The following is a 26116-nucleotide window of genomic DNA, read 5'->3' as shown; positions in this document are numbered from 1 at the left end:
GATCAGTCCCCTTCCGGGACGGGGAAACGGCTCAGTTCGCCCGGCAGCCGCGCGCCGAGCGGCGACATCCCGCCGTCGGCGCCGTGCCGGGCGAGGAGGTCGAGGACGAGGCGGCCGCGCCGCACCCGCTCGCGCGCGGTGGCGAGGGTGTGCTCGCGCAGATGGGCACCGTAGGGGTAGATGCCGGGCGACTTGCTCAGGCCGAACTTCAGGTACAGGGGCGCGCCGCGCCGGATCAGCTCGGCCGCCTCGTACATCCGGACGTAGCCGCCGAGGTCGTCGGGCGCCTCCACGTACATGTCCATGGGGGCGCGGCTGATCCGGCGGATCTCCGTGAGGTGGTCCACGGTGAGGTCGGACGGCACGTTGAGGGAGTCGGCGCCGAGCCGCTCGTAGACGGCGTACGAGGCGGGGTTCACCGGGCCCGTGAGGGCGGACAGCTTGAGGGTGGTGCCGGCGGGGAGCAGCCCGGCGGCGCGCAGCCGGTGCAGCGTCCACAGCACGCCCTCGTCCGCGACGAGCAGGCAGCGCACCCCCAACTCGGTTGCGCGCAGGGCGTCTTCGACGCACCCGGCGAGCGCGTCGTGGCCCCGGGCGCGGAGCCCGGCGCCGCCGGAGTCGCTGCGCGTGGAGCCGCCGATGTCCCAGGTGCCGCGCGGCCCGGTGAACAGACACAGCTCGATGTCGCGCTCGGCGCACGCCTCGGTCATCTCGGTGATCTCGACGTCGGTGAGCATCCACACGCCGCTGCCCTGGCTGATCCGGTGCACCGGCACGTCGAGGCGTGCGCTCTCCTTGAGTACGACGGACAGGGCCTCCGGGCCCTCCACGGAGGGGATCTCGGTGCGCCAGGTGCCGCCGTCGGGGAACGCGTGCGGGGACGCGTCGGCCGGGTCGGCGCGGGGGACGGCGTGGCCGATGCGGGCGAGGGCGTCGGCACCGGGGCGGCGGGGCGGTGAGGGGGTGGTCATGGGACTCCCAGGGGGTTCGGGTGAGGGGGATGTTCGAGATTTCGGACGGCGTTCGGATTGATGGGTGTGCGCACGCCGGGATCGAAGTGCGTGCGGTGGTACGGAGGGGTCGTCGCCCCCCCCCGTACCGTCACCACCCGCTCTCACGACCGCAGCAACACGCTTCTCAGGGCCGCAGCAGCCCCCTTCTCACGGGCGCAGCAGCACCTTCCCGGTCTTCGGGTCACCCCCGCCCACCAGGTCGACCGCCTCCGCGAACCGCTCCAGCGGAAACTCGTGCGTGATCAGCGGCGCCGGGTCGAGCAGCCCGAGGCCGAAGGCCCGTACCGCCGCGGTCCAGGCCGACGACGGCGCCCCGAAGACGCTGCGGATCTCCAGCTGGCTCAGCGACAGATGCACCGGGTCGATCCCGGCCGCGCCCGGCGTGAACATCCCGGTGAGCACGACGCGGCCGCCCCTGCGGGCGAGCAGGCACGAGTCGGACGCCGTGGACGGGGCGCCCGCGGTCTCCACCACGAGGTCGAAGTGCCCCGCGAGGGCGGGGGGTTCGACGGGGGAGTGCGCGGCGCTCGCGCCGAACCTCAAGGACTGCTCGCCGCGCGCCGCACGCGGGTCGAGCACCACCAGCTCCGCGGGCGAGACCGCGGCGAGCAGCTGCACCGCCAGCAGCCCGAGCGTCCCGGCCCCCACGACCGCGACGCGCTCGCCCGGAGCCGGACGTCCGGCCCGTACCGCCGCCGCGACGACGGCGGCGGGCTCCAGCAGTGCCGCGGCCCGCAGGTCGGCGTCGTCGGGCAGCAGGTGCAACAGGCGTGCGGGGACGGTGAGATGGTCCGCGAAGGCACCCGGCTCGGTGAAGCCTGTCTCCGCGTACCCGCCGGTGCACAGGCTCGTCTCGCCGCACCGGCACCGCTCGCACACCCCGCACGCCCGGAACCCCTCGGCGACCGTCCTGCAGCCCACGAGCCCGGGGTCCACGCCGTCGCCGACCGCCGTCACCGTGCCGGACCACTCATGGCCGGGCACGACGGGATAGCGGACGTAGGCGGCGTCCCGGCGGCCGTCGTACACCTCCCGGTCGCTCATGCAGATCCCGGCGGCGGCGACCCGCACCAGGACCTCGCCGGGGCCCGGCTCCGGCACCTGGCCGACGGCCAGGCGGTGCGCGCCGGGCCGGTCGATCACCAGGGACCGGCTCACTTCGGTGACCTCTGCTCCCAGCCCTCGGCCCACAGGTCGAACCGGGCCTTCTGCTGCGGGAATTCCGCGGCCGCGTCCACGTCGAACTCGACGCCGAGACCGGGTGCGTGCGAGATCTCGAAGCAGCCGGTCTCCGGGTCCACCTGCGGGGCGCCCCGCACGACCTTCTTGATCTCCGCGTCCGCGAAGTCGTTGAAGTGCTCCAGGATCTTGAAGTTCGGGGTGCAGGCGGCGAGTTGGAGCGAGGCGGCCGTGAGCACCGAGCCGCCCACGTTGTGCGGGGCCACCAGCACGTAGTGGGTCTCGGCGGTCGCGGCGAGCTTGCGGGTCTCCAGGATGCCGCCGATGTGGCCGAGGTCGGGCTGAATGACGTCGGCGGCCTGCGACTCGAAGAGCTCGCGGAAGTCGATCCGGTCGTGGATGCGCTCGCCGGTCGCCACCGGCAGGTCCACCTTGTCCGCGACCTTCTTCAGCGCCTTCAGGTTCTCCGGCGGCACCGGCTCCTCCAGCCACGCGGGCCGGAAGGGGGCGAGGTCGTGGGCGAGCCGCACCGCCGTCGAGGGGCTGAACCGGCCGTGCATCTCCAGCATCAGCTCGGCCTCGGGCCCGATCGCGTCCCGCACCGCCTCGATCAAGTCCACGGCGTCACGGGTCTGTTGGTGGTCGAGCTCGTAGTGCCCGGTCCCGAACGGGTCGATCTTCAGCGCGCGGTAGCCGCGCGCCATCACTTCGCGGGCCGCCTCGTGATACGCCTCCGGGGTGCGCTCGGTGGTGTACCAGCCGTTCGCGTACGCCTTGACCCGGTCCGTGACCCTGCCGCCGAGCAGCTGCCACACGGGCACGCCGAGCGCCTTGCCCTTGATGTCCCAGCAGGCCATCTCGACGACCGCGATGCCGGACATGACGATCTCGCCGGCCCGGCCGTAGTCGCCGTACTTCATGCGCCGCACCAGGTCCTCGACCGCGAACGGGTCGGACCCGGAGATGTGGTTGGCCTCCGCCTCGCGGAGGTACCCGATGAGGGCGTCGGTGTGCCCGAGCATGCGGGTCTCGCCGACGCCCGTCAGGCCCTCGTCGGTGTGGACGAGGACGTAGGTGAGGTTGCGCCAGGGCGTCCCGACGACATGAGTGCTGATTCCCGTGATGCGCACGGCAGTTGCCCCTGAGGTTCGTAGGGTTCGTGGGCTGCGTTCGAGATTTCGTCACACGTTCGAAATGGTGGCGTGACCGTAAACAGCCGTCGCTGGGGGTGTCAATGGGTCGTGCGGCGGTTACTTTCGCAGGGGCCGTGGTCGTCTTCGCGGGGCCATTGCCGGGTGAACGAGGCTGTGGCTAGCCTGTGTTCGTGATACCGGCCATTGGTCGGAGTTTCGAACGATCAGGGTGGGTGAGGACCATGGGACGTCTCGTCCCCGCGGTGACCAGGGCGCTGGACATACTCGAACTGTTCCTGGAGAGCGAGGGCGCGCTCTCGGCCCCCGACATCACACGCAGGCTCCAGCTGCCGCGCACCACCGTGCACGAGCTGGTCACCACGCTCGCGGCGCGCAACTACCTCGCGCAGCTGCCCGATCAGCCCGGCCGCTACCGCCTCGGCGTCCGCGCCTACCAGCTCGGCAGCCGGTACGGGGAGCAGCTGGACCTCGCCGCCGAGGGCCGGGAGGTGGCCCGTGAGGTCGCCGAGACCTGCGACGAGACCGTGCACGTCGCGATCCTGGAGGGCCTGGACGTCATCTACATCGCCAAGGTCGACTCCACGCACGCGGTCCGCATGGTCTCGGCCGCGGGCCGCCGCCTCCCCGCGCACTGCACCTCGGTCGGCAAGATGCTCCTCGCCGCGCTGCCCGCGGACAAGCTGGACCTGCGCATCGAGGAGGAGGGCGGCGAGCTCGTCGGCATGACCCACAACAGCATCACCGACCCCGACGCCCTGCGCAGCGCCCTCGCCGTGATCCGCGAGCGCGGCATCGCCACCGAACACCGCGAGTCGAACCCGGACGTGAGCTGCGTCGCCGCCCCCGTCCGGGACGCCTCGGGCCGCGTCGTCGCCGCGCTCTCCGTCTCGGTGCCGATGATCCGCTGGACCGAGGAGCGCGAGGCGGAGCTCGCCGGCCTGGCCGCGAAGGGCGCCGCCGACCTCTCCGCGCGCCTGGGGCACCGGGGCGGCCGCCGATGAGCGCACGACGCGAAGTGGAGCTCGCAGTAAGGGAGTTCGCCTCCCTCGGGGAGGGCCCCACCTGGGACCCGGCCACGGACCGCCTCATCTGGGTGGACATCCTGGCCTCCCGCGTCCACACCTACGCCCCGGCGACCGGCCGCCGCACGGTCATGGCGACGGAGCAGCACGTCGGCGCGGCCAAGCCCCGCGCGGGCGGCGGTCTCGTGGTCAACCTCCGCGACGGCGTGGGCCGTTACGACGCGGACGGCGCCTTCTCCTGGCTGCTGCACGACCCGGTGCCCGGCCGCCGCGGCAACGACGCGGCCGTGGCCCCCGACGGCGCGCTCTGGGCGGGCACCATGCGCTACGACGAGGAGCCCGGCGGCGGCACCCTCACCCGCCTCGCCCCCGACGGCACGCACACGGAGGTCTTCGACGCGGTGGCCGTCAGCAACGGCACCGGCTGGAGCCCCGACGGCACCCGGATGTACTACGTGGACAGCCCCACGCGCCGCGTCGACGTCTGCCGCATGGACGGCCAACTCCCGGTGGACCGCGGCCCATTGGCGGCGATCGAGGAGGGTGCAGGATTCCCGGACGGCCTCACCGTCGACGCCGACGGCTGCGTCTGGGTGGCGCTGTGGGACGGCGCCCAGGTCCGCCGCTACACCCCGGACGGGGCCCTGGACCGCGTGGTCGAGCTCCCCGTGCGCCGCCCCACGGCCTGCGCGTTCGGGGGTCCGGGGCTGCGCGACCTCTACATCACGACGGCGCGTACGGGCCTCCGGCAACCCCACCCGCTTGCGGGCTCCGTCCTGGTGCTGCCGGACGCGGGCCAGGGGCTGCCGTCGACTCCGTTCGCAGGCTGAATCAGCCTGAACCGGCCTGACTCAGCCTGCACCGGACCGGATCAGGAGGTCTGGGCCTTGTCGTACGCGGCCTTCGCCTCATTGCCGAAGTACGGGCCGAACATGGTGTTGGGCAGGAACGTGTAGCCGAAGCTGTTCACCGAGGACTGGAGCCCGGTCCCGGTCGACTCGTTGAACGACCGGAACCACGGGCCGCCGCTGGAGCCGCCCGTCATGTTGCAGCCGAGGCTGTGGTCCTTGGTGAGCAGGAAGTCCTTGCCCGACGTGCCGCTGCAGTAGATCAGCTTGCTGCCGTCGTACGGGGCCGCGGCGGGGTAGCCGAACGCGTACATCGGCTTGTTGTACGCGCCGTTGAACTCGAGCCCCTGCGCGCCGACCGTGTCCGCCAGCTTCTTGCCGTTCAGCGGCGCGACGACGGCGAGGCCCACGTCGTAGTTCATCTCCTCGCTCGCCGCCCACTGGTCGGTGGCGAGCGTCTTGGTCGCGGACCACGTGCCGTACGGCGCCTGGCCGTCGTGGTAGCCGGGCACGAAGGTCCAGTTGGTGTGCCAGGAGCCCTGGTACTTCACGCAGTGCCCGGCGGTGATCACGGTCGAGCCGTTCTGGCTGGTGACCGAGGAGCCGGAGCAGGAGGCGTTCTTGCCCTGGAAGGTGAAGAAGACGCGGCCCGTGGTCTTCACCACCGCTCCGTTGCCCGTCCAGGGCCCTCCCGGCTGCGGAATGGCGGTCGGCGCGACGACGCTGCGCTTCCCCTCAGGGCGGGGCACGTTGCCGGTCGTGGGGTTCTTCAGGTCGAGCACGTCGAGCGGCTTCGCGGAGCGCATCCGCTCGGCGGTCCAGTAGCCCTTGGCCTGGTGGGTCTGCGTGAACGAGGCGGCCGGGGCGGGTGCCGGAGCCGGGGCGGCGGCCGCCGTGGTGGCGGACAGGGCCCCGGCCAGCAGGGCGCCGACCGACAACAGGACGGCTGTGGCGGTGCGTTGACGTCTCACGCGTGTCTCCTTCTGCCGCGGTGGGGGACGAGCCGGACTGGCATTGCGGTGCCTGGCTGTGCGGTGCGGAGCGTTGTGCGCGAGAGGAAGAGTGCTCTCCTGCCGGGATCTGGTCAACACGGCGTCAGCAAGGGGCGGGCCGGATGGTGGCGTACCCCTGCCCCGGCGAGGTCCGGAGCAGGGACGTACCGGAGAAGACGAGCTCTGCCAGCGGGAGCGGCCGGTGGTAGAAGTTCAGCGACGACGGCACGCCGAAGATCTCACTCGACGCCAGGAAGAAGGGGAGTTCGGCGATCAGATAGCGCATGGCCCGTTCGACGCGCTCCGGGGTGAACGGCCCCTCGTACCCTCTGGCGGCGAGCACCTCTCTGCTCATGTCCGCGCAGGTCTCCCGGAGGGCGCCGTCCTCGTCAAGGGCCCGTTCGCACTCCGTGAGCCGCTCGCGGTAGACGGCGCAGGACTCCAGCTCCGACATGCGGTGCAGACCGTCGGCCGCCCGCGGTCCGCCGTGGGGCTGCCATGCCCGCGCGACGCGGTTGCGCAGCACGTTGATCTCGCCACGCGCCTTCTTCGCGGCGCGCTGCGGGTCATAGCCGAGGGCGGAGTAGGTGTGCTCCAGCGCCGAGTCCGGGACGATGACGTCGACGCGCTCGAACTCCTGGCAGAGCCAGCCGAGAAGCTCGGTCAGGAGCGTGACGTGAAAGTAGCTGTTTCCCGGGCTGACCCCGAGGACGACGTGCTCCCGGCGCTCCCAGATCGCACGGCAGCCCTCGGTGAACGGCTCGACGGTGAAGGGGCCTTGCCGGAGTATTCGGGATGGGTCGAGGCCGACGGCGCCACCGCGTGCCGCGCTCATATCCACCGGCCCGTTCCGGGGTGCCGGGCCTCGTCGAGGTGGCGTGCGCGGAGTTCGGCACGGATGATCTTTCCGGTTCCGGTGCGGGGCATGTCCTTGAACTCGATCACGATCGGCTCGGCCAGCGGGGGAAGGCCGCGGACCGCCCTGCGCCACCGTGCTTGGTCGAGCTGACCGTCAGGGGTGGCGACGACGGGGACCGGCGGCCCGTCGAGCAGCGGCAGCAGGGCCACGTCGTGCCGTGCCGGCAGATAGTCGACGATGATGTCTTCCAGCTCCAGGCAGCTCGCTCCCGGCGAGTAGTTGATCTCGCGATCGAGCAGTTTGAGCTGTCCGCTCTTCGTCTTGATGCCGATGTCGCCCGTGTTCCACCAGTCGCCCGTGGCCTTCTCGTCCCAGCGTTCGGGCTCGCGGTAGTAGCCGATGCACCGTGCCTTGGTGCGCGCGAGCACCAGGCCCGGCCGACCGTTCGGCACCGGCTCGAAGGTCTCCGGATGCACCACCTTGAGCTGGACGAAGCCCGGCATCGGCCGGCCCACGGGGCGGGGGCCCGGCAGCGCGTCGCGCCGCTTGTTCGCCTTCTGGCGCGTGATGACGGTCATGCCCATGCCGCCGGTCTCGGACTGCCCGTACCCCTCCCGCCACAGGGGGAAGCGGTGCCGGGAGGCATTGAGGAAGGTGCGGATGGTCGACCAGTGCACCGCGTCGAAGTTGCCCACGAACATGCGCACCGAGGAGAAGGCGTTGTGGCCACGCTCCTTGGCGAGCTCCTCCATCTGGAGAAAGTCGATCGGCAACCCCTCGATGACGGTGGGGCGTTGCTGCCGGAACAGCGGCCCGACCACCTCGGGGTCGCTGTCGCTCATCAGCAGCACCTTGGCGGGAGCCAGGGTGAGCACCGAGTAGATCCAGGTGAAGGCGCGGGCGTGCACATACGGGGTGAACATGGCGACCGTGTCGTTCCGCCGGAACGTGATCGGCGGCAGGTGACGGCACTCCAGCCGGGCCATCTGGCCCTGGAGTTTGGCCGGGGTGTACATGATGAGCTTCGGAATGCCGGTGGTGCCCGACGTGTGGGTGAGCATCATCAACTCGTCGTCGCCCCGGGGAGAAGGGGCCGGATCGGCGCTTCCGTAGAGGTCCGCGAAGGCCAGCGCGTCCTCGGCCCCGCCGTCGAGGCTCAGGGTCCGCTCGGCGAACGCGGAGAGCGGGTTCCCGTCGTCGCCCCGGCTCGCCAGCAGACGCCGGCTGCTCACCAGGAGCTTCGGTTCGACGCGCTGGAGCAGCGGCCGCATCGAGTCGTACGGGAGCAGCCCCGACAGCATGACGGGAATCGCGCCGATCCTGATTCCGGCGGCGGCGAGCAACAGGCAGTCGAAGTGATTGTCCTTGTACACGGCGAAACGGTCCCCGGAACGGAGTCCGGCCGTATGCAGCGCCCCCGCGGTCTTCCGCACGCACTGGGCGATTTCCTGCACATCCAAGAGAGTCTGGCCTGACGGATCGATGTCCAGCGGCCGACTGAGACGGAAAGCCATAGGCTTTCCCGTTTCTGCCCTACGGTCGAAGAGGGTTCCTACGCTGGACTTCCATAAGTGGACCTTAGTCATCCATTTCCCCATGCTTCTTCAGCAGATTGATCACGATGATCGGCATGAGGCTAGGGGGAGCCGGCGCCGCCCGTCAAGAAGTCGCCCACCGCAAGGATTTCTGACAAACCAAACGGTTTTCCGGGCTGACGGGCGGCTATCCGACCGCTCTACCGGGTCATTCCTTGTACGCGCTGAGAAGCAGACTCGGCGGGTTCTTGAGCAGGCGTTCCAGACTTTCCCGGCGCGCGGCGTCGTCGGGTCCCAGGGGAGCGTGAGTGATCTCCTCCCAGCCGACCCGGGTGAGCCCCGCGGACGTCACCGCCCGTGCGAGACTCGCCGCCGACCAGTGGCGCACCTCTACGGAGGCGGGCGGGGTCGCGGGGATCGTGACGGTGTAGGAGTCGCCCTCGCGGGCGTCGGCCGGGCGTTCCACGAGAAAGCCGAACTCCCTGGCCGCGTCGGCGTCCACCTCCGCGTTCCCGACGTACGCGAGGAGCCTGCCGCCGGGAGCGAGGTTCGACGCCATGCGCCGGCACATGTCGTCCAGCGTCGCCCGGCTGTCCGCGTAGTGCAGCACATTGACGGCGACGACCAGGTCGAACGAGCCCAGTTCCGGCATGGTCGCCACGTCATGGACCTGATACTGGATTCCCAGCGGCGCCGCCGTTTCGGCCTCTTCGGCCAACCGGATCATCTCGCCGGAAGAATCCGTTCCCACGACGGGCCCGGCGCCCCTTTGCGCGACCATCCTGGCGTAGACCCCGTCTCCGCAGCCGACGTCGAGGACGCGCTTTCCGCGCACCTGCCCCAGGGCGCGTAAGAACGAATGAAACTCCACGTTCTCCCGATAGAAACCGATGGTTTCCCCGATATCGGCGAGCCGTGCGGCGAGCGAGTCGTACTGAGTCATCGAGCGCTCCTCACTGAAACGGAATACGGAATCCCGTACTCTCGCAGCCCATTGCGCCGAGCACCAGACGGCATGCGCACCTTGCCGTCCCGCCCCGGACATGCTTCTCTGACCCGAGTCAGAGAACGAGTGGGGTGCGGACGAGCCATGACGGAGACGAGCACGACGGAGGAGCGCGCCGAACAGGTCGGCCAGGTGCGGCGGTTCAACCGCACCGTCACCGAGCGCGTGGGCGTGCTGCACGACCACTACCTCGGCCGCGGCCGCCCCATCGGCGAGGCCCGGCTGCTGTGGGAGATCGGTGAGGAGGGCCAGGACGTACGGCGCCTGCGGGAGCGGCTGCGGCTCGACTCCGGGTACGTCAGCCGACTGCTGCGCGCCCTGGAGGGCGACGGCCTGGTCACCGTCGAGCAGCGGCCCGAGGACCGCAGGGTGCGCACCGTCCGCCTCACCCGCGCGGGCCGCGCCGAGCGCCAGCTCGTCGACGGCCTCAGCGACGAGCTCGCCGCCTCGCTCCTGGAGCCGCTCAACTCCCGCCAGCGCGCCCGCCTGGTGGCCGCCATGGCGGAGGTCGACCGGCTGCTCACCGCCGCCACGGTCACGCTGGACACCGTCGACCCGGACCACCCCGACGCCGCCGCCTGCCTGCGCGCGTACTTCGCCGAGATCCAGGAACGCTTCGAGAGCGGCTTCGACCCCGCCCGCAGCCTGCTGCCCGACGCGGGCGAACTCCGGCCGCCGCGCGGCCAGTTCCTGGTGGCCCGGCTGCACGGCGAGGCCATCGGCTGCGCCGGACTGAAGCTGCCGCCCGGCGCCCCCGCCGAGATCAAGCGCATGTGGGTCGCACCCGCCGCCCGCGGACTCGGGCTCGGCCGCCGGTTCCTGGCCGAGCTGGAGAAGCGGGCCGCCGAGCACGGCCACGAGGCCCTGCGCCTGGACACCAACAAGGCTTTGAGCGCCGCGATCGGGCTCTACCACGCCGCCGGTTTCGAGGAGGTCGCCGCCTTCAACGACGAGCCGTATGCCGACCATTGGTTCGAGAAGCGGATCGGACGGTAGGCGAGCAGGCGGATCGGGGGGACCGGTGCGTCGTGGCCTCGGTACTCTGGCCCGGTTCAGGCACTTGGTGGGGGCGGGGGAGTGGACGTGGATCCGTTGCGCGACGGCGATCCCACGGTGGTGGGGCGGTACCGGATTCTGGGGCGGCTCGGCAGCGGCGGCATGGGCGCCGTGTTCCTGGGGCGGTCCCCGGGCGGGCGGCTCGTCGCGGTGAAGTGCGTGCACCGGGAGCTCGCGGTCGACGCGGAGTTCCGGGTCCGCTTCACCCACGAAATGGAGGCGATCCGGCGCGTCGGCGGCTTCCACACCGCGGACGTCGTGGACGCCGATCCGCACGGCGATCCACCCTGGATGGTCACCGCGTACATCCCCGGACCGTCCCTCGCGGAGGCCGTCTCCGCGCACGGACCGCTGCCCGAGTCCGCCCTGCGGGTCCTCGGCGCGGGTCTCGCCGAGGCCCTCGACGCCATCCACGCGGTCGGCCTCGTCCACCGCGACCTCAAGCCGTCGAACGTGCTGCTCGCCGACGACGGCCCCCGCGTCATCGACTTCGGGATCGCCCGCGCCCTCGACGGTACGGGGATCACGCGCCCCCACATGGTCGTCGGGACACCGGCGTTCATGGCGCCCGAGCAGATCTCCGGCGCCCGCGTCGGCCCGGCCTGCGACGTGTTCAGCCTCGGCCATGTGCTGTGCCACGCCGCCGGGTTCGCGGCCTTCGGCAAGGGTGATCCCCAGGTCCTGCTGTACCGCGTCACACACACCGAGCCCGACCTCCGCCGGCTGCCCGAGGCGCTGCGCCCGGTCGTCGCGGCCTGCCTCGCGAAGGACCCGGCGGACCGGCCGACGCCCGCGTCGCTCATCGAGCGGTTCGCGCCCGCGCACGGGGGACCGGCGGGCGCCCCGGGGCCGTGGCTGCCGCCGCAGATGCAGCGGACGCTGGTGGCGCCGACGGGGGAGCCGCAGCCGGAGCCGTCGGACGCGGTTCCGGCGGGGTCGTCGCCCGCGGCGGCGGCAGCGGCAGCCTCACGACCTGCCGCCGCACCACCGACCGCCGCAGCCCCCCTTGCCCCGCCCGCCGCCTCGGCTCCGCCCGCGTCGCCCGTCGACCACATGGTCACCATGACCGGGCCGCCCGCCCCGGCCGCCCGCCGCCCCGCCTCCCGGCGCCGCAGGACGGCGATCGTCCTGACCCTCGCGGGCCTCGCCGTGGTCGGCGCCATAGGCGCGAGCGTGCCGCTCCTGCTCTCCAAGGCCAACGGCCATGACACGGTGGCGAGTTGCTTCCCGGACAAGAAGTCCGACAGCGAAGGAGAGGAGAAGGACACCGACGCCGGAGCCTCCGCCGAGCCGGGCATGCTGCCCACGGGCGTGCCCCGTTCACCCGTGCAGACAGCACCCGCCGACCAGGCCACGTTCGTCGTCGGCAAGCCGATCACGTTCGACTGGGACACCAAGGGCGAGGTCTCCGAGATCTCCTTCGACCTCGACGACAAGAGCAACTGGGCGCGCACCCAGCGCATGCACACGGACCGCTGCGCCTTCACGCCCACGCGCCCCGGGGTCTACCGCTGGTCGGTGAGCACGGCGCAGGCCGGGCGCGGCAAGACGGGCAGCGTCTGGAGCGAACAGCGCTACTTCGTCGTCACGCCGAAGGACGAGCCGACCGGCGAGCCCCGCGTCCAGCGCCCCCACCCGCCGCACCCGCTCACCCCCGCGGACCGGGCCACCGCCACCGCGGACAGCCCGGTCACCCTCACCTGGAAGGCGACGGGCCCCGTCTCCCGGGTCGCCGTGCAACAGCCCGACGGCAGCTGGCGGCACCAGCCCTGGATGAAGGGCTCCAGCTACTCCTACACACCCCCGGGCCCCGGCCGCTACGTCTGGATCGTCTTCACCGCGAGCAAGGCCGACTGCGCGAGCATGGACTGCACGAGCGGGGCGAGCGAGCAGCGCTACCTGCTGGTCCGCTGATGACGAGGCGGCAGTGGGCGGTCCTGGCGCTCTCGGCCGCCGCGACCGGCTCGGTCCTCGCCCTGGTGATGAAGCCGGTCTCGGGAGACCCGTGGTGGCCCGACTCGGTGGCGCGGGGCGGGACGTGGACCGTGGCATACGTGATCACCTGGGGCGCCCTGGGCACCCGGGCCGAACGGCGGCGCCGGGGCGCCGGGCGACGGGACGGGGACGGCGTGGCTTCGAGCCCGCGTCGCATCCCCGCGCCTCCGCGTCCCGCGCCCCCCCAACACCATGCCCCCGCGCCCCGCGCCGCCGCACCCCACACCCCCGCATCCTCCAAGTGAAGGGCCCGCCCCACCGGCGTGAACCAGTGGGGCGGGCCGATGGGCATCCGGAGCGCCCAGGCGTACTACCAGACGTACTACCAGGCGTACTACCGCCCCAGCACCACCGACGACACCGCCACCGGCACCCCCGCGTACCCGACCGGCCGCGTCGTGAACGTGCCGCGACCCTGAGTGCGGCTGCGCAACCTCGTTGCGTAGCCGAACAGTTCGGCCAGTGGCACCGTCGCGGTGATCACTGTCGTGCCGCCGCGCACCACCGTGCCCGAGACCCGGCCGCGGCGCGCCGCCAGGTCGCCGAGGACGCCGCCGACCGCGTCGTCCGGCACCGTGGCCGTGACCTCGACGACCGGTTCCAGGAGCTCCACGACGCTGGCCCGCAGAGCCGCGCGCAGCGCGAAGCGGCCCGCCGTGCGGAACGCCACCTCCGAGGAGTCGTTGGGGTGGGTCGCCCCGTCGGTGAGCGTCACGCGGACGCCGGTCACCGGGTGGCCGCCCAGCGGGCCCTGCGCCAGCGCGTCCCGGCAGCCCGCCTCGACCGCCCGCACGTACTCCTGCGGCACCCGGCCCCCGACGACCGTGGACCGGAACACGAAGCCGCCGTCATCCGCGACGTCGCCCGCACCGGCGGGCCCGGTGTCCGTCAGCGGCTCCACGTCGACGACCACCTGCGCGAACTGCCCCGGCCCGCCGTCCTGTTTGACGTGCCGGTACACGAAGCCGGACACGCCGCGGACGACCGTCTCGCGGTACGTCACCTGGGGGCGGCCCACGCCGACGTCGAGGCCGTGGGCGCGGCGGATCTTCTCCACCGCGACCTCCAGATGCAGCTCGCCCATGCCGGACAGGACCGTCTGGCCCGTCTCCGCGTCGGTCCGCACCGACAGGGAGGGGTCCTCCTCCACCAGGCGGGACAGGGCGGTCGAGAGGCGGCCCGTGTCGGTGGACCGGCGTGCCTCGACCGCCACGGACACCACCGCCGCGGCCACCACCGGCGGCTCCAGGACCAGCGGCGCCGACGGCGCGCACAGCGTGCTGCCCGCGCGGGCCGTCTTCAGGCCGATCACGGCCACGATGTCCCCGGCCACCGCCCGGTCCACGTCCGCGTGCCGGTCGGCCTGCACGCGCAGGATCCGGCCGACGCGCTCCGTGCGGCCCGTGGCCCCGTCCATGACGGTGTCTCCCTTCGTGAGCGTGCCCGAGTAGACGCGTACATAGGTCATGCGGCCCGTCGGCGTCGCGTTCACCTTGAACGCGAGCCCCGCGAAGGGCACTTGGGGGTCGGCGGGCCGCTCCTGCTCCGTGTCGCCGAGCGTGCCGCGCACCGGCGGCACGTCCAGCGGCGACGGCAGATACGCCACCACGGCCTCCAGGAGCGGCTCGATCCCGCGGTTGCGGTACGCGGAACCGCACAGCACCACCGTGCCCTCACCGCCGACGGTCAGCTCGCGCAGCGCCGTGGCGAGCGTCGCCTCGGAGAGCGCCGCCGTCGCGCAGTACTCCTCCAGCGCGGCCGGATGGAGCTCCGCGACGGCCTCCTCCAGGAGACGGCGCCGGTGGCGGGCCTCGTCCGCCAACTCTGGTGGGACGGAGGTGACTTCGTACGATTCCGCGCCGGGGGGCCAGACCAGGGCGCGCATCGCCAGCAGGTCCACGACCCCCGTGAACGCGTCCTCGCGCCCGATCGGCAGCTGCACCACCAGCGGCACGGTGTGCAGGCGCTCCCGGATCGAGGCGACCGCCGCGTCCAGGTCGGCGCCCGCGCGGTCCAGCTTGTTGACGAAGGCGATGCGCGGCACCCCGTACCGGTCGGCCTGCCGCCACACGGACTCGCTCTGCGGCTCGACCCCGGCGACGCCGTCGAACACGGCGACCGCGCCGTCCAGCACGCGCAGCGAACGCTCCACCTCGTCGGCGAAGTCGATGTGGCCGGGGGTGTCGATCAGGTTGATCCGGTGGCCTTCCCAGTCGCAGCTCACCGCCGCCGCGAAGATGGTGATCCCGCGGTCGCGCTCCTGCGTGTCGAAGTCCGTGACGGTCGTGCCGTCGTGGACCTCGCCCCGCTTGTAGGTGGCGCCGGTGCGGAACAGGATCCGTTCGGTGAGCGTCGTCTTGCCGGCGTCGACGTGCGCGAGGATGCCGAGATTTCGGACAGTGTTCGACGGGTGGATGGTGCTGCGCATGGCCCAGGGCCTTTCGATGCGTTGAGTCTGTGAGAGGGCAGCGCGATACCCGGACGCGGGACAGGGACCCGTGCTGGATCAGGGACAAGTCACGTGTGCGTCGCGGGAGTTCAGTGACGGCCGCGCAGCCGGCACTGGGCGCGCGAAGACACCAGGATCACGTCGAATCGCGTCCAGGAAGCGCTCGCGGCGGTGCGGTGATCAGGCACGGCCAGGCTCCCTTCGCTCGACGGAACACGCGCCGCGGCATGCGGCGCGTTGCGAGTGTAGGGATCAAGGCAGGGCGAGGGCACGGGAATATTTCCCCGGTGGCGAGATCCTTGCGGGCCCTGTCCCTCCAGCCACTCGTTGCCGCGACCCGCACGCCGCAAGCTCGGACGCATGAGAATTCTGTGGATCTCCGCGCACCCCGATCAGCGCTCCCTCAACGGCTCCCTGACGGCCGACGGGCTGCGCGCCCTGGAGGAGTCCGGGCACGAGCACCGCACGTCCGACCTGTACGCGATGGGCTGGAAGGCCGTCGTGGACGCCGACGACTTCCGGCGCGAGTCGACCGAGCGGCTCTTCGTGGGCGACGAGCAGGAACGCGCCTACAAGGAAGGGAAGTTGAGCGACGACATCCTCGCCGAGCAGGAGAAGATCACCTGGGCGGACGCCCTGGTCTTCCAGTTCCCGCTCTGGTGGTTCGGGCCGCCCGCCATCCTGAAGGGCTGGTTCGACCGCGTCCTGCTGCAGGGGTTCGCGTTCGGGCTCCATGACTCCGAAGGGCGCGTCATGCGGTACGGGGACGGCCCGCTCGCGGGCAAGCGCGCCCTGATCGTCACCTCGGTCGGCGGCCGGGAGTCCGCCTTCGGTCCGCGCGGCATCAACGGCCAGCTCGACCAGGTGCTCTTCCCGATGCTGCACGGCACGTTCTGGTACACGGGCATGACCGCGCTGCCCCCGCTCGCGGTGTACAGCGCGGACCGCTCCACGGACGCGAGCTACGCGCGGGACCGGGCGGCCCTGCGCGAGCGCCTGCGCACCCTGGACACCGCGGAGCCGCTGTCCTTCCGCCACCAGAACGCCGACTACGACGAACACATGGTGCTGCGGCCCGAGTTGGCCCCGGGCCGCACGGGCCTCGCCGTCCACCAGGCAGCGAACTAGGGAAGCCGCTCGCCCCGCGCCGCGATCCACAGCTCGTACCACTCCTCGTGCCCGAGGTCGGGTTCGCGGACCGCGGCGTCGCGGCAGGCGAGGATGCGCTCGGGGCGGCTGCTGCCGATCACGGGGGCGATGCGGGCGGGGTGGCGGCGCAGCCACCACAGCAGGATCGTCTCCGGGGTCGTGCCCTTGCGCTCGGCGAGCTCCGCGACGAGGCGCGCGGCGGGCGCGTCCCGGTCGTCGGCGGAAGCGGCGTCCCCCGTGCCGCCGGTGTAGCGGCCCTGGGCGAGCGAGCCCCAGGACTGCACCTGGATGCCGTGCTCGGCGCAGTGCTCCAGCGTCCCGTGCGGGAAGCCGTTCGCCGCCGCGTCCGGGGTGTTCACCAGGACCCCGGCCTCCACCCAGTCCCGCCGGGCCAGGCTCATCTCCAACTGGTTGGCGACCAGCGGGACATCGAGGTGCGCCTGGAGGTGGGCGATCTGGGCCGCGCTCATGTTGGACACCCCGAACTGGCGCACCAGGCCCTGCTCGTGCAGGGACATGAGTGCCTTCGCGATCTCCTCGGGGCCCGACAGCGGGTCCGGGCGGTGCAGGAGCAGCACGTCGAGGACGTCGGTGCGCAGCCGGGTCAGGCTCTCCTCGACGCGCTGCAGGATGCTCGGCCCGCGCAGGTCGTAGTGGCCCGGCCGGTCGCCGTCGGGGAGCCGGATGCCGCACTTGGACTGCACGAGGATGCGCTCGCGCAGCCCGGCGGACCGGGCGAGGACCTCGCCGAAGACCGCCTCGGACTTGCCGCCGCGGTAGATGTCGGCGAGGTCGAACGCCGTGATCCCGGCGGCGAGGGCGGCCTCGACCGCCGCTTCGGCGTGCGCGATGTCCTCGGCGGTGCACACGTCGGTGTCCCGGCTGCCGCCGAGCCCCATGCACCCGTACAACAGGTGGCTCGTACGGATGTCGGTCGAAGCGGCGGTCATGGCTCTCCCTCACTGGGCCCGGTCGGGCCGGGGCCCGGTCAGCTGGTCCGGGCTCCAGTGTGCAGGGCGAGCGCGCCGCGCGCGGGCAGGGTCGCCGTGACCTTGCCGTCCGCGCCGACGGTGACCGTGTCGCCCGCGCAGTCGTCGGGCTTGGCCTTGGCGACGTTGCAGTACGTACCGGCCGGGAGCGAGGTCGAGAAGGTCTGCGCGAGTTCGCCGTCGCCGTTGTTGAGGGCGACGAAGCCCTTGCTGCCGCGGCCGAAGGCGAGGGCGCTGCCGCCGTTGTCCCACCAGTCGGTGAGCTCGGCGGAGCCCACCTCGTTGCGGAAGCCGACCAGGCCCGTGACTGCCTGCCGGGCGTGCACGTCCGTCCAGCCGTCGGAGCCGCTCGGCGGGCCCGCGTCCTTGTCGCTCCACTCGTAGCCGGAGTAGACGTTGGGGGAGCCGTAGGGCGAGGCGAGCATGAAGACGTTGGCGAGGGTGTAGCGCTCGCCGTCCTTGTACGTGAGCGTGGAGCCGTTGCGCTCGGTGTCCCAGTTGTCGACGAACGTACGGGCCGAGCCGCTGCCCAGCTTGCCGTCCGCGACCGACTTCAACTGGGCGATGTTCCCGCCCTGGAAGGCGGACTTGAGGTGGCCGCCGTAGCGGAACTCGTCGACGTCCCCGATGCCCGTGTACTCGTCGGGCTGCACGGCCTCGCCGCTGCCGTGGATGACCTCGGAGACCCAGAAGCCGGGGTCGCTCATCTTGCCCTTGATGGCGGTGACGTCGGCGGCCGCCATGTGCTTGGCGGCGTCGATGCGGAAGCCGTCCACGCCGAGCGAGCGCAGGTCGCCGAGGTACTTCGCGATGGTGGTGCGGACGGCGTCGCTGCCGGTGTCCAGGTCGGCGAGGCCCACGAGTTCGCAGTTCTGGACGTTGTCGCGGTTGGTGTAGTCGTTGATGTCCTTGCGGCAGGTGTGGAAGTCGTGGTCCTGGAAGGTGCCGGGGTAGTCGTACTTGCTGTATTTGGTCCCTCCGGTGCCCGTCCCGGAGCCGGAGCTCATGTGGTTGATGACGGCGTCCGCGATGACCTTGACGCCCGCCGCGTGACAGGCGTCGACCATGCCCTTGAAGGCGTCCCGGTCGCCGAGACGCCCGGCGATCTTGTAGCTGACGGGCTGGTACGAGGTCCACCACTGGCCGCCCTGGATGTGCTCGGTGGCGGGGGAGACCTCGACGTAGCCGTAACCGGCCGGGCCGAGCTGGTCGGTGCAGGCCGTGGCGACGTCCTTGTAGGGGCGCTCGAAGAGGGTGGCGGTGACGGCCTTGTCGCCGGGGGGTGTCGCCTCGGACGGCCAGGGCGCGAGCGCGGCGAGCCCTGCGGCGGTCAGGACGCCGGCCAACCCTCCGCCGAGCAGGCGGGATCGACGGTACATCGTGCGGCTCCTTCGGTGTGCGGGCACAGCTGTGCCCTCGAAGGCAGCCACGCGCCAGGCTGCCGTGGGGGGACGGACAGAGTGCGGGTGTCTGTCCGCGTCAGAGAGTGCCGCCCCCTCAGGGACGCGTCAAGAATTTCTGCAAGAGCAACCAGAAACTTGCAAGCCGGTGAACTGAGGGTGAGCGGCCCTCAGGTCCCATGCCCCTCAGGCGGAACGCCGGGCCCGACCCCGCTCCCTGTCCCGCTGCCCGCCCGCGCGCGCCGCCGTCGAGTCCCGCACCACGAGCTCCGGCATGAACACGAACTCGCTGTGCGGCGCGGGCGTTCCGCCGACCTCCTCCAGGAGCGTGCGCACCGCCGACTGCCCCATCGACTCGACGGGCTGGCGGATCGTGGTCAGCGGGGGATCGGTGAACGCGATGAGCGGCGAGTCGTCGAAGCCGACCACCGAGATGTCCCCGGGCACCGTCAACTCCCGCTCCCTCGCGGCCCGTACGGCGCCGAGCGCCATCATGTCGCTGGCGCACACGATCGCCGTGCAGCCCCGCTCGATCAGCGTCGCGGCCGCGGCCTGCCCGCCCTCCAGGGTGTAGAGGGAGTGCTCGATCAGCTCCTCCGACTCCTCGGCCGTGAGTCCGAGCCGCTCCTGTGCCGCCCGCCGGAAGCCCTCGATCTTGCGCAGCACGGGCACGAACCGCCGCGGGCCGACCGCGAGTCCGATGCGGGTGTGGCCGAGAGAGGCGAGGTGGGTGACGGCGAGGCGGGCCGCGGCCCGGTCGTCCGTCGAGACGAAGGGTGCGCGTACCTTCGGCGAGAAGCCGTTGACCAGCACGTACGGCACGCCCTTGGCGCGCAGCCGGTCGTAGCGCTCCATGTCGGCGGTGGTGTCGGCGTGCAGCCCCGAGACGAAGATGATGCCGGAGACGCCGCGGTCCACCAGCATCTCGGTCAGCTCGTCCTCGGTGGAGCCGCCGGGGGTCTGGGTGGCGAGCACCGGGGTGTAGCCCTGGCGGGTCAGGGCCTGCCCGATGACCTGCGCGAGGGCGGGGAATATCGGGTTGCTGAGCTCGGGCGTGATCAGGCCGACGAGTCCGGCGCTGCCGCGCCGGCGGAGCCGCACGGGCCGCTCGAAGCCGAGCACGTCAAGGGCGGCGAGGACGGATTCGCGGGTGCCCGCCGCCACCCCCGGCTTGCCGTTGAGCACCCGGCTCACGGTGGCTTCGCTGACCCCCGCCTGGGCTGCGATGTCGACGAGCCGTGCGGTCATGGCCTGGACTGTACCCGTCGGCCCACGCCCTGCCCACCGGCTGCGGCAACTTGCGCAAGACGGCCGCCCCGCAGGGGACTTGCAGGTCCGGCCCCCGCTGTCCCGGGCCGTCCCCGGCGCCTGGATACGCGCCGGTAACGATCGGCTGCACCTCTTGCAGAAATTTCCCGCAAGGTCTTTCGGCCGCTTTTCAATCCTGTTACGTTCCCTGGCAACCCGGCCTCCCCTTGTTCCGGGATCAGTTGAAGGAGTTCACATGCGGCGTGGCATAGCGGCCACCGCACTGGTCGCCGCCCTGGCCCTGACGGCGGCGGCGTGCGGTGGAGACGACGGGGACAGCGGCAGCAACGGCTCGGGCAAACTGTCCGGCACTGTCACCTTCTGGGACACCTCGAACGACGCCGAGAAGGGCACGTACCAGAAGCTCGCCAAGGGCTTCGAGGAGCTCCACCCCGGCGTCAAGGTCAACTATGTGAACGTCGCGTTCGGCGAGGCCAACGCCAAGTTCAAGAACGCCGCGGGCGGCAACTCCGGCGCCCCCGACGTGATGCGCACCGAGGTCGCCTGGGTCGCCGACTTCGCCAACCTCGGCTACCTCGCCCCGCTCGACGGCACGCCCGCCCTCGACAAGCCCGACGACTACCTGGGGCAGGCCGTCGCGAGCACCAAGTTCAAGGGCAAGACGTACGCGGCGCCCCAGACCATCGACTCCCTCGCGCTCTTCTACAACAAGAAGATGCTGAAGGACGCCGGGGTCAAGGTCCCCACCACCTTCGACGAGGTGAAGACCGCCGCGAAGAAGATCAAGTCGAAGTCCGGCAAGACCGGTCTCTACCTGCGCGGCGACGACCCGTACTACTACCTCCCGTATCTCTACGGAGAGGGCGGCGACCTCCTCGACACCAAGAACAAGAAGGTCACCGTCGACGACGCCCCCGGCGCCGCCGCCTTCAAGGTCATGAAGGACCTCGTCGACTCCAAGGCCGCCACCACCGACGCGAGCGACGGCTACAACAACCAGCTCAACGCCTTCAAGAGCGGCGACGTCGCGATGGCGATCGACGGCCCCTGGTCCATCGAAGGCGCCCTGCAGGGCAAGCAGTTCAAGAACGACAAGGGCAACCTCGGCGTCGCCCCGGTCCCGGCGGGCAGCGCGCGCCAGGCGTCCCCGCAGGGCGGCTGGAACCTCTCCGCCTACGCGGGCTCCAAGAACCTCGACGCCTCCTACGAGTTCATCAAGTACATGAGCTCCGCCAAGGTCCAGCAGCAGACCACCGAGAAGCTCAGCCTGCTGCCGACCCGCACCTCCGTCTACGACGTGAAGTCCGTCAAGGGCAACCAGATGGTGCAGTTCTTCAAGCCCGCCGTCGACAAGTCCGTGCAGCGGCCGTGGATCCCCGAGGCCAACTCCCTCTTCGAGCCGATCCGCCTGGAGATGGGCAAGGTCCTCACCGGCAAGACCTCCCCGGACAGCGCCGCGCAGGGCGTCGGCGACGCGTACCGCAAGCTCCTCAAGGACTACAAGTAGATGACGGCCGACACCGGCCAGTCGGTGGCCAAGGCCGCGGACGCGCGCAGCGTCCGCGGCCGCGGCCTCCCGACCGGCAAGAGCAAGAACCCTCCGGGGCGGCTGCGCAGGGCCCTTTCGACCCACTGGTACGCGTGGAGCATGGTCGCCCCCGTGGTGATCGTCATCGGCGTCATCATCGGCTACCCGCTGGTGCGCGGCGCCTACCTGTCGACGACCGACGCCAACGAGGCCAACGTCGAGCGGCACATCGGCGTCAACGACATCCCGGCGACGTACAAGTCGGTCGGCCTCGACAACTACCAGTCGATCCTCTCCGACAGCGTCTTCTGGGACCGCCTCACCTGGACTGTCGTCTGGACGGTCTCCTGTGTGGCGCTGTCCTTCACGCTCGGCCTGATCCTCGCGAACATGCTCAACCGCAAGCTGGCCGGGCGCTCCCTGTACCGGATGGCGCTCATCCTGCCGTGGGCCGTGCCCGCCTTCGTCTCCGTCTTCACCTGGCGGCTGCTCTTCAACGAGAAGAGCGGCCTGCTCAACAAGATCCTCGCCGGCGGCGGCATCGACGCGGTCCCGTGGCTCAACGACCCGACCTGGGCGAAGATCTCGGTGATCACCGTCAACGTCTGGCTGGGCGTCCCCTTCATGCTCGTCGCCATGCTCGGCGGACTCCAGTCCATCCCGGGCGAGCTGTACGAGGCCGCCGAGATGGACGGCGCGAACGCCTGGCAGCGCTTCCGGCACATCACCCTGCCGGGGCTGCGCACCGTGAGCAGCACCGTCATCCTCATCAGCGGCATCTGGACCTTCAACATGTTCCCGGTCATCTACCTCCTGACCAGGGGCGGACCCGGTGACGCGACGGAGATCCTGGTGACGTACGCCTACCGGCTCTCGTTCGTCGTCAGCCCCCGCGACTTCGCGGGCTCGGCCGCCTGGGGCGTGCTCATCCTGCTGCTCCTCTCGCTCATCGCGGTGGCCTACCGCCGCGCGCTCCGCAAGCAAGGAGAGGTGTGGTGACCACCGTGACCTCGACGACCTCAGAGACCGTGAAGAAGCAGAAGGTCAGGCCGCGCGGCGAGCGCGGGCCGCTCGCCTCCGTCGCCCTGCACGTGACCCTGTTCCTCGCCAGCGCCGTCGCGGTGCTGCCGCCGCTGTGGCTGCTCGTCACCTCGTTCAAGCCGCAGAGCGAGGCGTTCTCCACCGACCTGGTGAAGGACTTCACGCTCGGCAACTACGACCACGTCGTCAACGACACCAAGTTCCTCGACTGGGTGGGCAATTCACTGCTCGTCGTCGGACTGACCACGGTCGTCGGCGTGCTCATCTCGGCGACCACCGGGTACGCGGTGAGCCGCTTCAAGTTCCCCGGCATGCGGCCGCTGATGTGGCTGCTGCTCATCACGCAGATGTTCCCCGTCGCGGTGCTCATCGTGCCGCTGTACAACCTCCTCGGGAGCCTCGGTCTGCTGAACCAGCCGGTCGGCCTCGTCCTCACGTATCTGACGATCGCCGTGCCGTTCAGCGCCTGGATGATGAAGGGCTACTTCGACACCATCCCGGTGGAGATCGACGAGGCGGGCCGGGTGGACGGGCTCAACCCGTTCGGCACCTTCTGGCGGCTCATCGTGCCGCTCGCCAAGCCCGGCCTCGCCGTGACCGGCTTCTACACCTTCATCACCGGCTGGGCCGAGGTCGCGTACGCCTCCGCCTTCCTGACCGGCGAGGAGAACCTCACGCTCGCCGGCGGACTGCAGACCTTCGTCAACCAATACACCAGCGACTGGGGCTCGTTGACGGCGGCCGCCGTGATCGTCGCGGTGCCCGCCGCCGTCGTCTTCGGCTTCGTCCAGCGTCACCTCGTCTCCGGCCTGACCGCCGGCGCGACGAAGTCCTGACCTCCCCGCCCCTTTCACCACCCCAGGGAAGACATGACCCAGCATCTCGCCGCCTCCGCCACCACCACCGCAGGCGGCACCCGCACGGACTGGTGGCGCGGCGCGGTGATCTACCAGGTCTATCCGCGCAGCTTCGCCGACGGCAACGGCGACGGCACGGGCGACCTGCAAGGCATCCGCTCCCGCCTGCCCTACCTGCGCGACCTGGGCGTCGACGCCGTCTGGCTCAGCCCGTTCTACGCGTCCCCGCAGGCCGACGGCGGCTACGACGTCGCCGACTACCGCGCCATCGACCCGACCTACGGCACCCTCCTCGACGCCGACGAGGTCATCCGCGACGCCCACGACCTGGGCCTGCGCATCATCGTGGACCTGGTGCCCAACCACTCCTCCGACCAGCACGACTGGTTCCGGCGCGCCCTGGCCCAGGGCCCCGGCTCGCCGCTGCGCGAGCGCTACCACTTCCGCCCCGGAAAGGGCGCACACGGCGAACTCCCGCCCAACGACTGGGAGTCCATCTTCGGCGGCCCCGCCTGGACGAGGGTCGACGACGGCGAGTGGTACCTGCACCTCTTCGCGCCCGAACAGCCCGACTTCAACTGGGAACACCCCGCCGTCCACGACGAGTTCCGCTCCATCCTGCGCTTCTGGCTGGACCTCGGCGTCGACGGCTTCCGCGTCGACGTCGCCCACGGACTCGTCAAGGCCGAGGGCCTGCCCGACATCGGCCACCACGACCAGCTGCAGCTGCTCGGCAACGCGGTCATGCCGTTCTTCGACCAGGACGGCGTGCACGCGATCTACCGGAGCTGGCGCACGGTCCTCGCCGAGTACGCGGGGGACAAGGTGCTCGTCGCCGAGGCATGGACGCCCACCGTCGAGCGCACCGCGCACTACGTCCGCCCCGACGAGATGCACCAAGCCTTCAACTTCCAGTACCTGGGCACCCATTGGGACGCCGCCGAGCTGCGCGAGGTCATCGACGCCTCGCTCACCGCGATGCGCCCCGTCGGCGCCCCCGCCACCTGGGTGCTCTCCAACCACGACGTCACCCGGCACGCCACCCGCTTCGCCAACCCGCCCGGACTCGGCACCCAGCTGCGCACCCCCGGCGACCGCGAGCTCGGCCTGCGCCGGGCCCGTGCGGCGACCCTCCTGATGCTGGCCCTGCCCGGCTCCGCCTACCTCTACCAGGGCGAGGAGCTCGGCCTGCCCGACGTCACGGACCTGCCCGACGAGGTGCGCCAGGACCCGTCGTTCACCCGCGCCCAGGGGCAGGACGGCTTCCGCGACGGCTGCCGGGTGCCCCTCCCGTGGACCCCCGAAGGACCCAGCTTCGGATTCGGTACGGGCGGCAGCTGGCTTCCCCAGCCGCCGAACTGGGGCGAGCTGAGCGTGCGCACCCAGACCGGCGACCCGGACTCGACCCTGGAGCTGTACCGCAGCGCGCTCGCGGTGCGCCGCGAACAGCCCGGTCTCGGCGCGGGCGACGCGCTGGAGTGGCTCGACGCCCCCGACGGCGTGCTGGCCTTCCGGCGCGAGGGCGGCTTCGCGTGCACCGCCAACACGACGGGTGCGGCGGTCGGTGTCCCCGTACCGGGGCGGGTCCTGCTGACGGCGGGCGAGGTGGCGGTCGAGGGCGACCAGGCCCTCCTCGGGGCCGACTCCACCGTCTGGTGGGCGGTGTGACCGTCTCCCTGCCGCGGACGGGCGAGCCGGGGGAGCGCGGTGCGGCACCGGGGGAGCGCAGTGCGCCCCGGCTCGCGGACATCGCCGCCCAGGCCGGGGTGAGCGAGGCCACCGCGAGCCGGGTCCTCAACGGCAAGCCGGGCGTGGCCACCACGACCCGGCAGCGGGTCCTGGCCGCCCTGGACGTCCTCGGCTACGAGCGGCCGCTGCGCCTGAAGCGGCGCAGCGCGGGCCTGGTCGGCCTGGTCGTGCCCGAGCTCAGCAACCCGATCTTCCCCGCCTTCGCGCAGGTCATCGAGCAGGTCCTCGCCGGGCACGGCTACACGCCGATGCTGTGCACGCAGATGCCGGGCGGGGCCACCGAGGACGAGCTGGTGGAGCAGCTGGAGGAGCGCAGCGTCAGCGGCATCGTCTTCCTGTCCGGGCTGCACGCCGACACCACCGCCGACCCCACCCGCTACCTCGAACTCGCGGGCCGGGGCGTGCCGTTCGTCCTCATCAACGGCTACAACGAACACATCCCGGTGTCCTTCGTCTCGCCCGACGACCGGGCGGCCGCACGGATGGCGGTGCGCCACCTCGTCGACCTGGGCCACGAACACATCGGGCTGGCCATCGGCCCCACCCGCTACGTCCCCTCGCGGCGCAAGGCCGAGGGGTTCACGGCGGCGCTGCACAGCATGCTCGGCCTGGCACAGGGGGAGGCCGAACTGCGCGTGCAGCGCACCCTGTTCACCGTCGAGGGCGGCCAGGCGGCGGCCGGGGCGCTCCTCGACCAGGGGTGCACGGCGATGGTGTGCGGCAGCGACATGATGGCGCTCGGAGCGGTGCGCGCGGCGCGCGGGCGCGGGCTGAGCGTGCCCGGTGACGTCTCCGTCGTCGGCTTCGACGACTCCCCGCTGATCGCGTTCACCGACCCGCCGCTCACCACCGTGCGCCAGCCCGTCCAGGCGATGGCCACCGCCGCGGTGGGCGCCCTGCTGGAGGAGATGCACGGAAACCCCGTGCAGCACACGGAGTTCGTCTTCCAGCCGGAGCTGGTGGTGCGCGGCTCCACGGCGCAGGCGCGCGGCTGAAGCGAGCCGAGTCGAGCTGAACTCCGGTCCG

22 protein-coding genes are annotated in these 26116 nt (G+C 71.6%); 11 read left to right on the top strand and 11 right to left on the bottom strand.

Annotated features, from left to right (window positions below; all coding sequences use genetic code 11):
* Window positions 1-2: 2 nt before the first annotated feature.
* The 3 genes from ACQB60_RS07895 to ACQB60_RS07885 form a co-directional block, all read right to left on the bottom strand.
* Window positions 3-971, bottom strand: a complete 969-nt coding sequence (locus ACQB60_RS07895; RefSeq protein WP_496925101.1) for a hypothetical protein — start codon at window positions 969-971, stop codon at window positions 3-5.
* A gap of 189 nt (window positions 972-1160) precedes the next feature.
* The gene (locus ACQB60_RS07890) at window positions 1161-2171 is read right to left on the bottom strand and encodes a zinc-dependent alcohol dehydrogenase (protein WP_496925100.1); all 1011 of its coding nucleotides are present in this window, start codon (window positions 2169-2171) and stop codon (window positions 1161-1163) included.
* A complete protein-coding gene (locus ACQB60_RS07885) occupies window positions 2168-3322 on the bottom strand; it encodes a mandelate racemase/muconate lactonizing enzyme family protein (protein WP_496925099.1) in 1155 nt (384 codons plus the stop codon). The genes ACQB60_RS07890 and ACQB60_RS07885 overlap by 4 nt, the downstream gene beginning before the upstream one ends.
* A 245-nt stretch (window positions 3323-3567) precedes the next feature.
* Here ACQB60_RS07885 and ACQB60_RS07880 point away from each other — a divergent pair, with 245 nt between their 5' ends.
* Both ACQB60_RS07880 and ACQB60_RS07875 read left to right on the top strand, forming a co-directional pair.
* On the top strand, window positions 3568-4347 hold the full coding sequence (locus ACQB60_RS07880) for an IclR family transcriptional regulator (protein ID WP_496925098.1): 780 nt from the start codon (window positions 3568-3570) through the stop codon (window positions 4345-4347).
* Window positions 4344-5198 carry an SMP-30/gluconolactonase/LRE family protein gene (locus tag ACQB60_RS07875; RefSeq protein WP_496925097.1) on the top strand — a complete coding sequence of 285 codons (855 nt, stop codon included), beginning with the start codon at window positions 4344-4346 and terminating at the stop codon, window positions 5196-5198. Before ACQB60_RS07880 ends, ACQB60_RS07875 begins: the two co-directional genes overlap by 4 nt.
* A gap of 41 nt (window positions 5199-5239) precedes the next feature.
* Here ACQB60_RS07875 and ACQB60_RS07870 read toward each other — a convergent pair whose 3' ends face one another.
* The 4 genes from ACQB60_RS07870 to ACQB60_RS07855 all read right to left on the bottom strand — a co-directional run bounded on the left by ACQB60_RS07870 (window position 5240) and on the right by ACQB60_RS07855 (window position 9545).
* A complete protein-coding gene (locus ACQB60_RS07870; protein ID WP_496925096.1) occupies window positions 5240-6187 on the bottom strand; it encodes a trypsin-like serine peptidase in 948 nt (315 codons plus the stop codon).
* A gap of 124 nt (window positions 6188-6311) precedes the next feature.
* A complete protein-coding gene (locus ACQB60_RS07865; RefSeq protein WP_496925095.1) occupies window positions 6312-7043 on the bottom strand; it encodes a tRNA-dependent cyclodipeptide synthase in 732 nt (243 codons plus the stop codon).
* Complete coding sequence (locus tag ACQB60_RS07860; protein ID WP_496925094.1) at window positions 7040-8581, bottom strand: class I adenylate-forming enzyme family protein; 1542 nt, start codon at window positions 8579-8581, stop codon at window positions 7040-7042. Before ACQB60_RS07860 ends, ACQB60_RS07865 begins: the two co-directional genes overlap by 4 nt.
* Before the next feature lie 229 nt (window positions 8582-8810).
* Window positions 8811-9545, bottom strand: a complete 735-nt coding sequence (locus tag ACQB60_RS07855; RefSeq protein ID WP_496925093.1) for a class I SAM-dependent methyltransferase — start codon at window positions 9543-9545, stop codon at window positions 8811-8813.
* A gap of 147 nt (window positions 9546-9692) precedes the next feature.
* Between ACQB60_RS07855 and ACQB60_RS07850 the strand changes: the two genes are divergently transcribed.
* The 3 genes from ACQB60_RS07850 (at window position 9693) to ACQB60_RS07840 (ending at window position 12904) form a co-directional block, all read left to right on the top strand.
* Window positions 9693-10604: a GNAT family N-acetyltransferase gene (locus ACQB60_RS07850; RefSeq protein WP_496925092.1), complete on the top strand. Its 912-nt coding sequence runs from the start codon at window positions 9693-9695 to the stop codon at window positions 10602-10604.
* A gap of 87 nt (window positions 10605-10691) precedes the next feature.
* Window positions 10692-12578 (top strand): serine/threonine-protein kinase, encoded by a 1887-nt coding sequence (locus ACQB60_RS07845; protein ID WP_496925091.1) that lies wholly within the window; start codon window positions 10692-10694, stop codon window positions 12576-12578.
* Entirely contained in the window at window positions 12578-12904 is a 327-nt protein-coding gene (locus ACQB60_RS07840) for a hypothetical protein (RefSeq protein WP_496925090.1), read from the top strand. Before ACQB60_RS07845 ends, ACQB60_RS07840 begins: the two co-directional genes overlap by 1 nt.
* Before the next feature lie 89 nt (window positions 12905-12993).
* On the opposite strand, the gene fusA is transcribed toward ACQB60_RS07840, so the two are convergent.
* Window positions 12994-15087: an elongation factor G gene (fusA, locus tag ACQB60_RS07835; RefSeq protein ID WP_496925089.1), complete on the bottom strand. Its 2094-nt coding sequence runs from the start codon at window positions 15085-15087 to the stop codon at window positions 12994-12996.
* Between the two features lie 381 nt (window positions 15088-15468).
* Here fusA and ACQB60_RS07830 point away from each other — a divergent pair, with 381 nt between their 5' ends.
* Window positions 15469-16236 (top strand): NAD(P)H-dependent oxidoreductase, encoded by a 768-nt coding sequence (locus tag ACQB60_RS07830; protein ID WP_496925088.1) that lies wholly within the window; start codon window positions 15469-15471, stop codon window positions 16234-16236.
* Here the strand turns inward: ACQB60_RS07830 and ACQB60_RS07825 are convergent.
* The 3 genes from ACQB60_RS07825 to ACQB60_RS07815 all read right to left on the bottom strand — a co-directional run bounded on the left by ACQB60_RS07825 (window position 16233) and on the right by ACQB60_RS07815 (window position 19894).
* A complete protein-coding gene (locus tag ACQB60_RS07825) occupies window positions 16233-17156 on the bottom strand; it encodes an aldo/keto reductase (protein ID WP_496925637.1) in 924 nt (307 codons plus the stop codon). The genes ACQB60_RS07830 and ACQB60_RS07825 overlap by 4 nt on opposite strands.
* An 89-nt stretch (window positions 17157-17245) precedes the next feature.
* Entirely contained in the window at window positions 17246-18625 is a 1380-nt protein-coding gene (locus ACQB60_RS07820; RefSeq protein ID WP_496925087.1) for an alpha-amylase, read from the bottom strand.
* A 207-nt stretch (window positions 18626-18832) separates the two neighbouring features.
* The gene (locus tag ACQB60_RS07815) at window positions 18833-19894 is read right to left on the bottom strand and encodes a LacI family DNA-binding transcriptional regulator (RefSeq protein ID WP_496925086.1); all 1062 of its coding nucleotides are present in this window, start codon (window positions 19892-19894) and stop codon (window positions 18833-18835) included.
* 256 nt (window positions 19895-20150) lie between these two features.
* On the opposite strand from ACQB60_RS07815, the gene ACQB60_RS07810 reads away from it, so the two are divergent.
* The 5 genes from ACQB60_RS07810 to ACQB60_RS07790 are packed head-to-tail and all read left to right on the top strand — an operon-like array spanning window position 20151 to window position 26085.
* Window positions 20151-21422 carry an extracellular solute-binding protein gene (locus ACQB60_RS07810; protein ID WP_496925085.1) on the top strand — a complete coding sequence of 424 codons (1272 nt, stop codon included), beginning with the start codon at window positions 20151-20153 and terminating at the stop codon, window positions 21420-21422.
* Window positions 21423-22442, top strand: coding sequence for a carbohydrate ABC transporter permease (locus ACQB60_RS07805; RefSeq protein ID WP_496925084.1), 1020 nt, complete (start codon window positions 21423-21425; stop codon window positions 22440-22442).
* A complete protein-coding gene (locus ACQB60_RS07800) occupies window positions 22436-23320 on the top strand; it encodes a sugar ABC transporter permease (RefSeq protein WP_496925083.1) in 885 nt (294 codons plus the stop codon). Before ACQB60_RS07805 ends, ACQB60_RS07800 begins: the two co-directional genes overlap by 7 nt.
* A gap of 33 nt (window positions 23321-23353) precedes the next feature.
* Window positions 23354-25009, top strand: coding sequence for a glycoside hydrolase family 13 protein (locus tag ACQB60_RS07795; protein ID WP_496925082.1), 1656 nt, complete (start codon window positions 23354-23356; stop codon window positions 25007-25009).
* Entirely contained in the window at window positions 24997-26085 is a 1089-nt protein-coding gene (locus tag ACQB60_RS07790; RefSeq protein WP_496925081.1) for a LacI family DNA-binding transcriptional regulator, read from the top strand. The genes ACQB60_RS07795 and ACQB60_RS07790 overlap by 13 nt, the downstream gene beginning before the upstream one ends.
* The last annotated feature ends 31 nt before the right edge of the window (window positions 26086-26116 follow it).

Origin of the sequence: Streptomyces odontotermitis (genome assembly GCF_050510915.1) — a bacterium.
Lineage (GTDB): Bacteria > Actinomycetota > Actinomycetes > Streptomycetales > Streptomycetaceae > Streptomyces.
The sequence above is the reverse complement of the archived record's forward strand: the minus strand, read 5'-3'. Positions and strand labels throughout refer to the sequence as shown.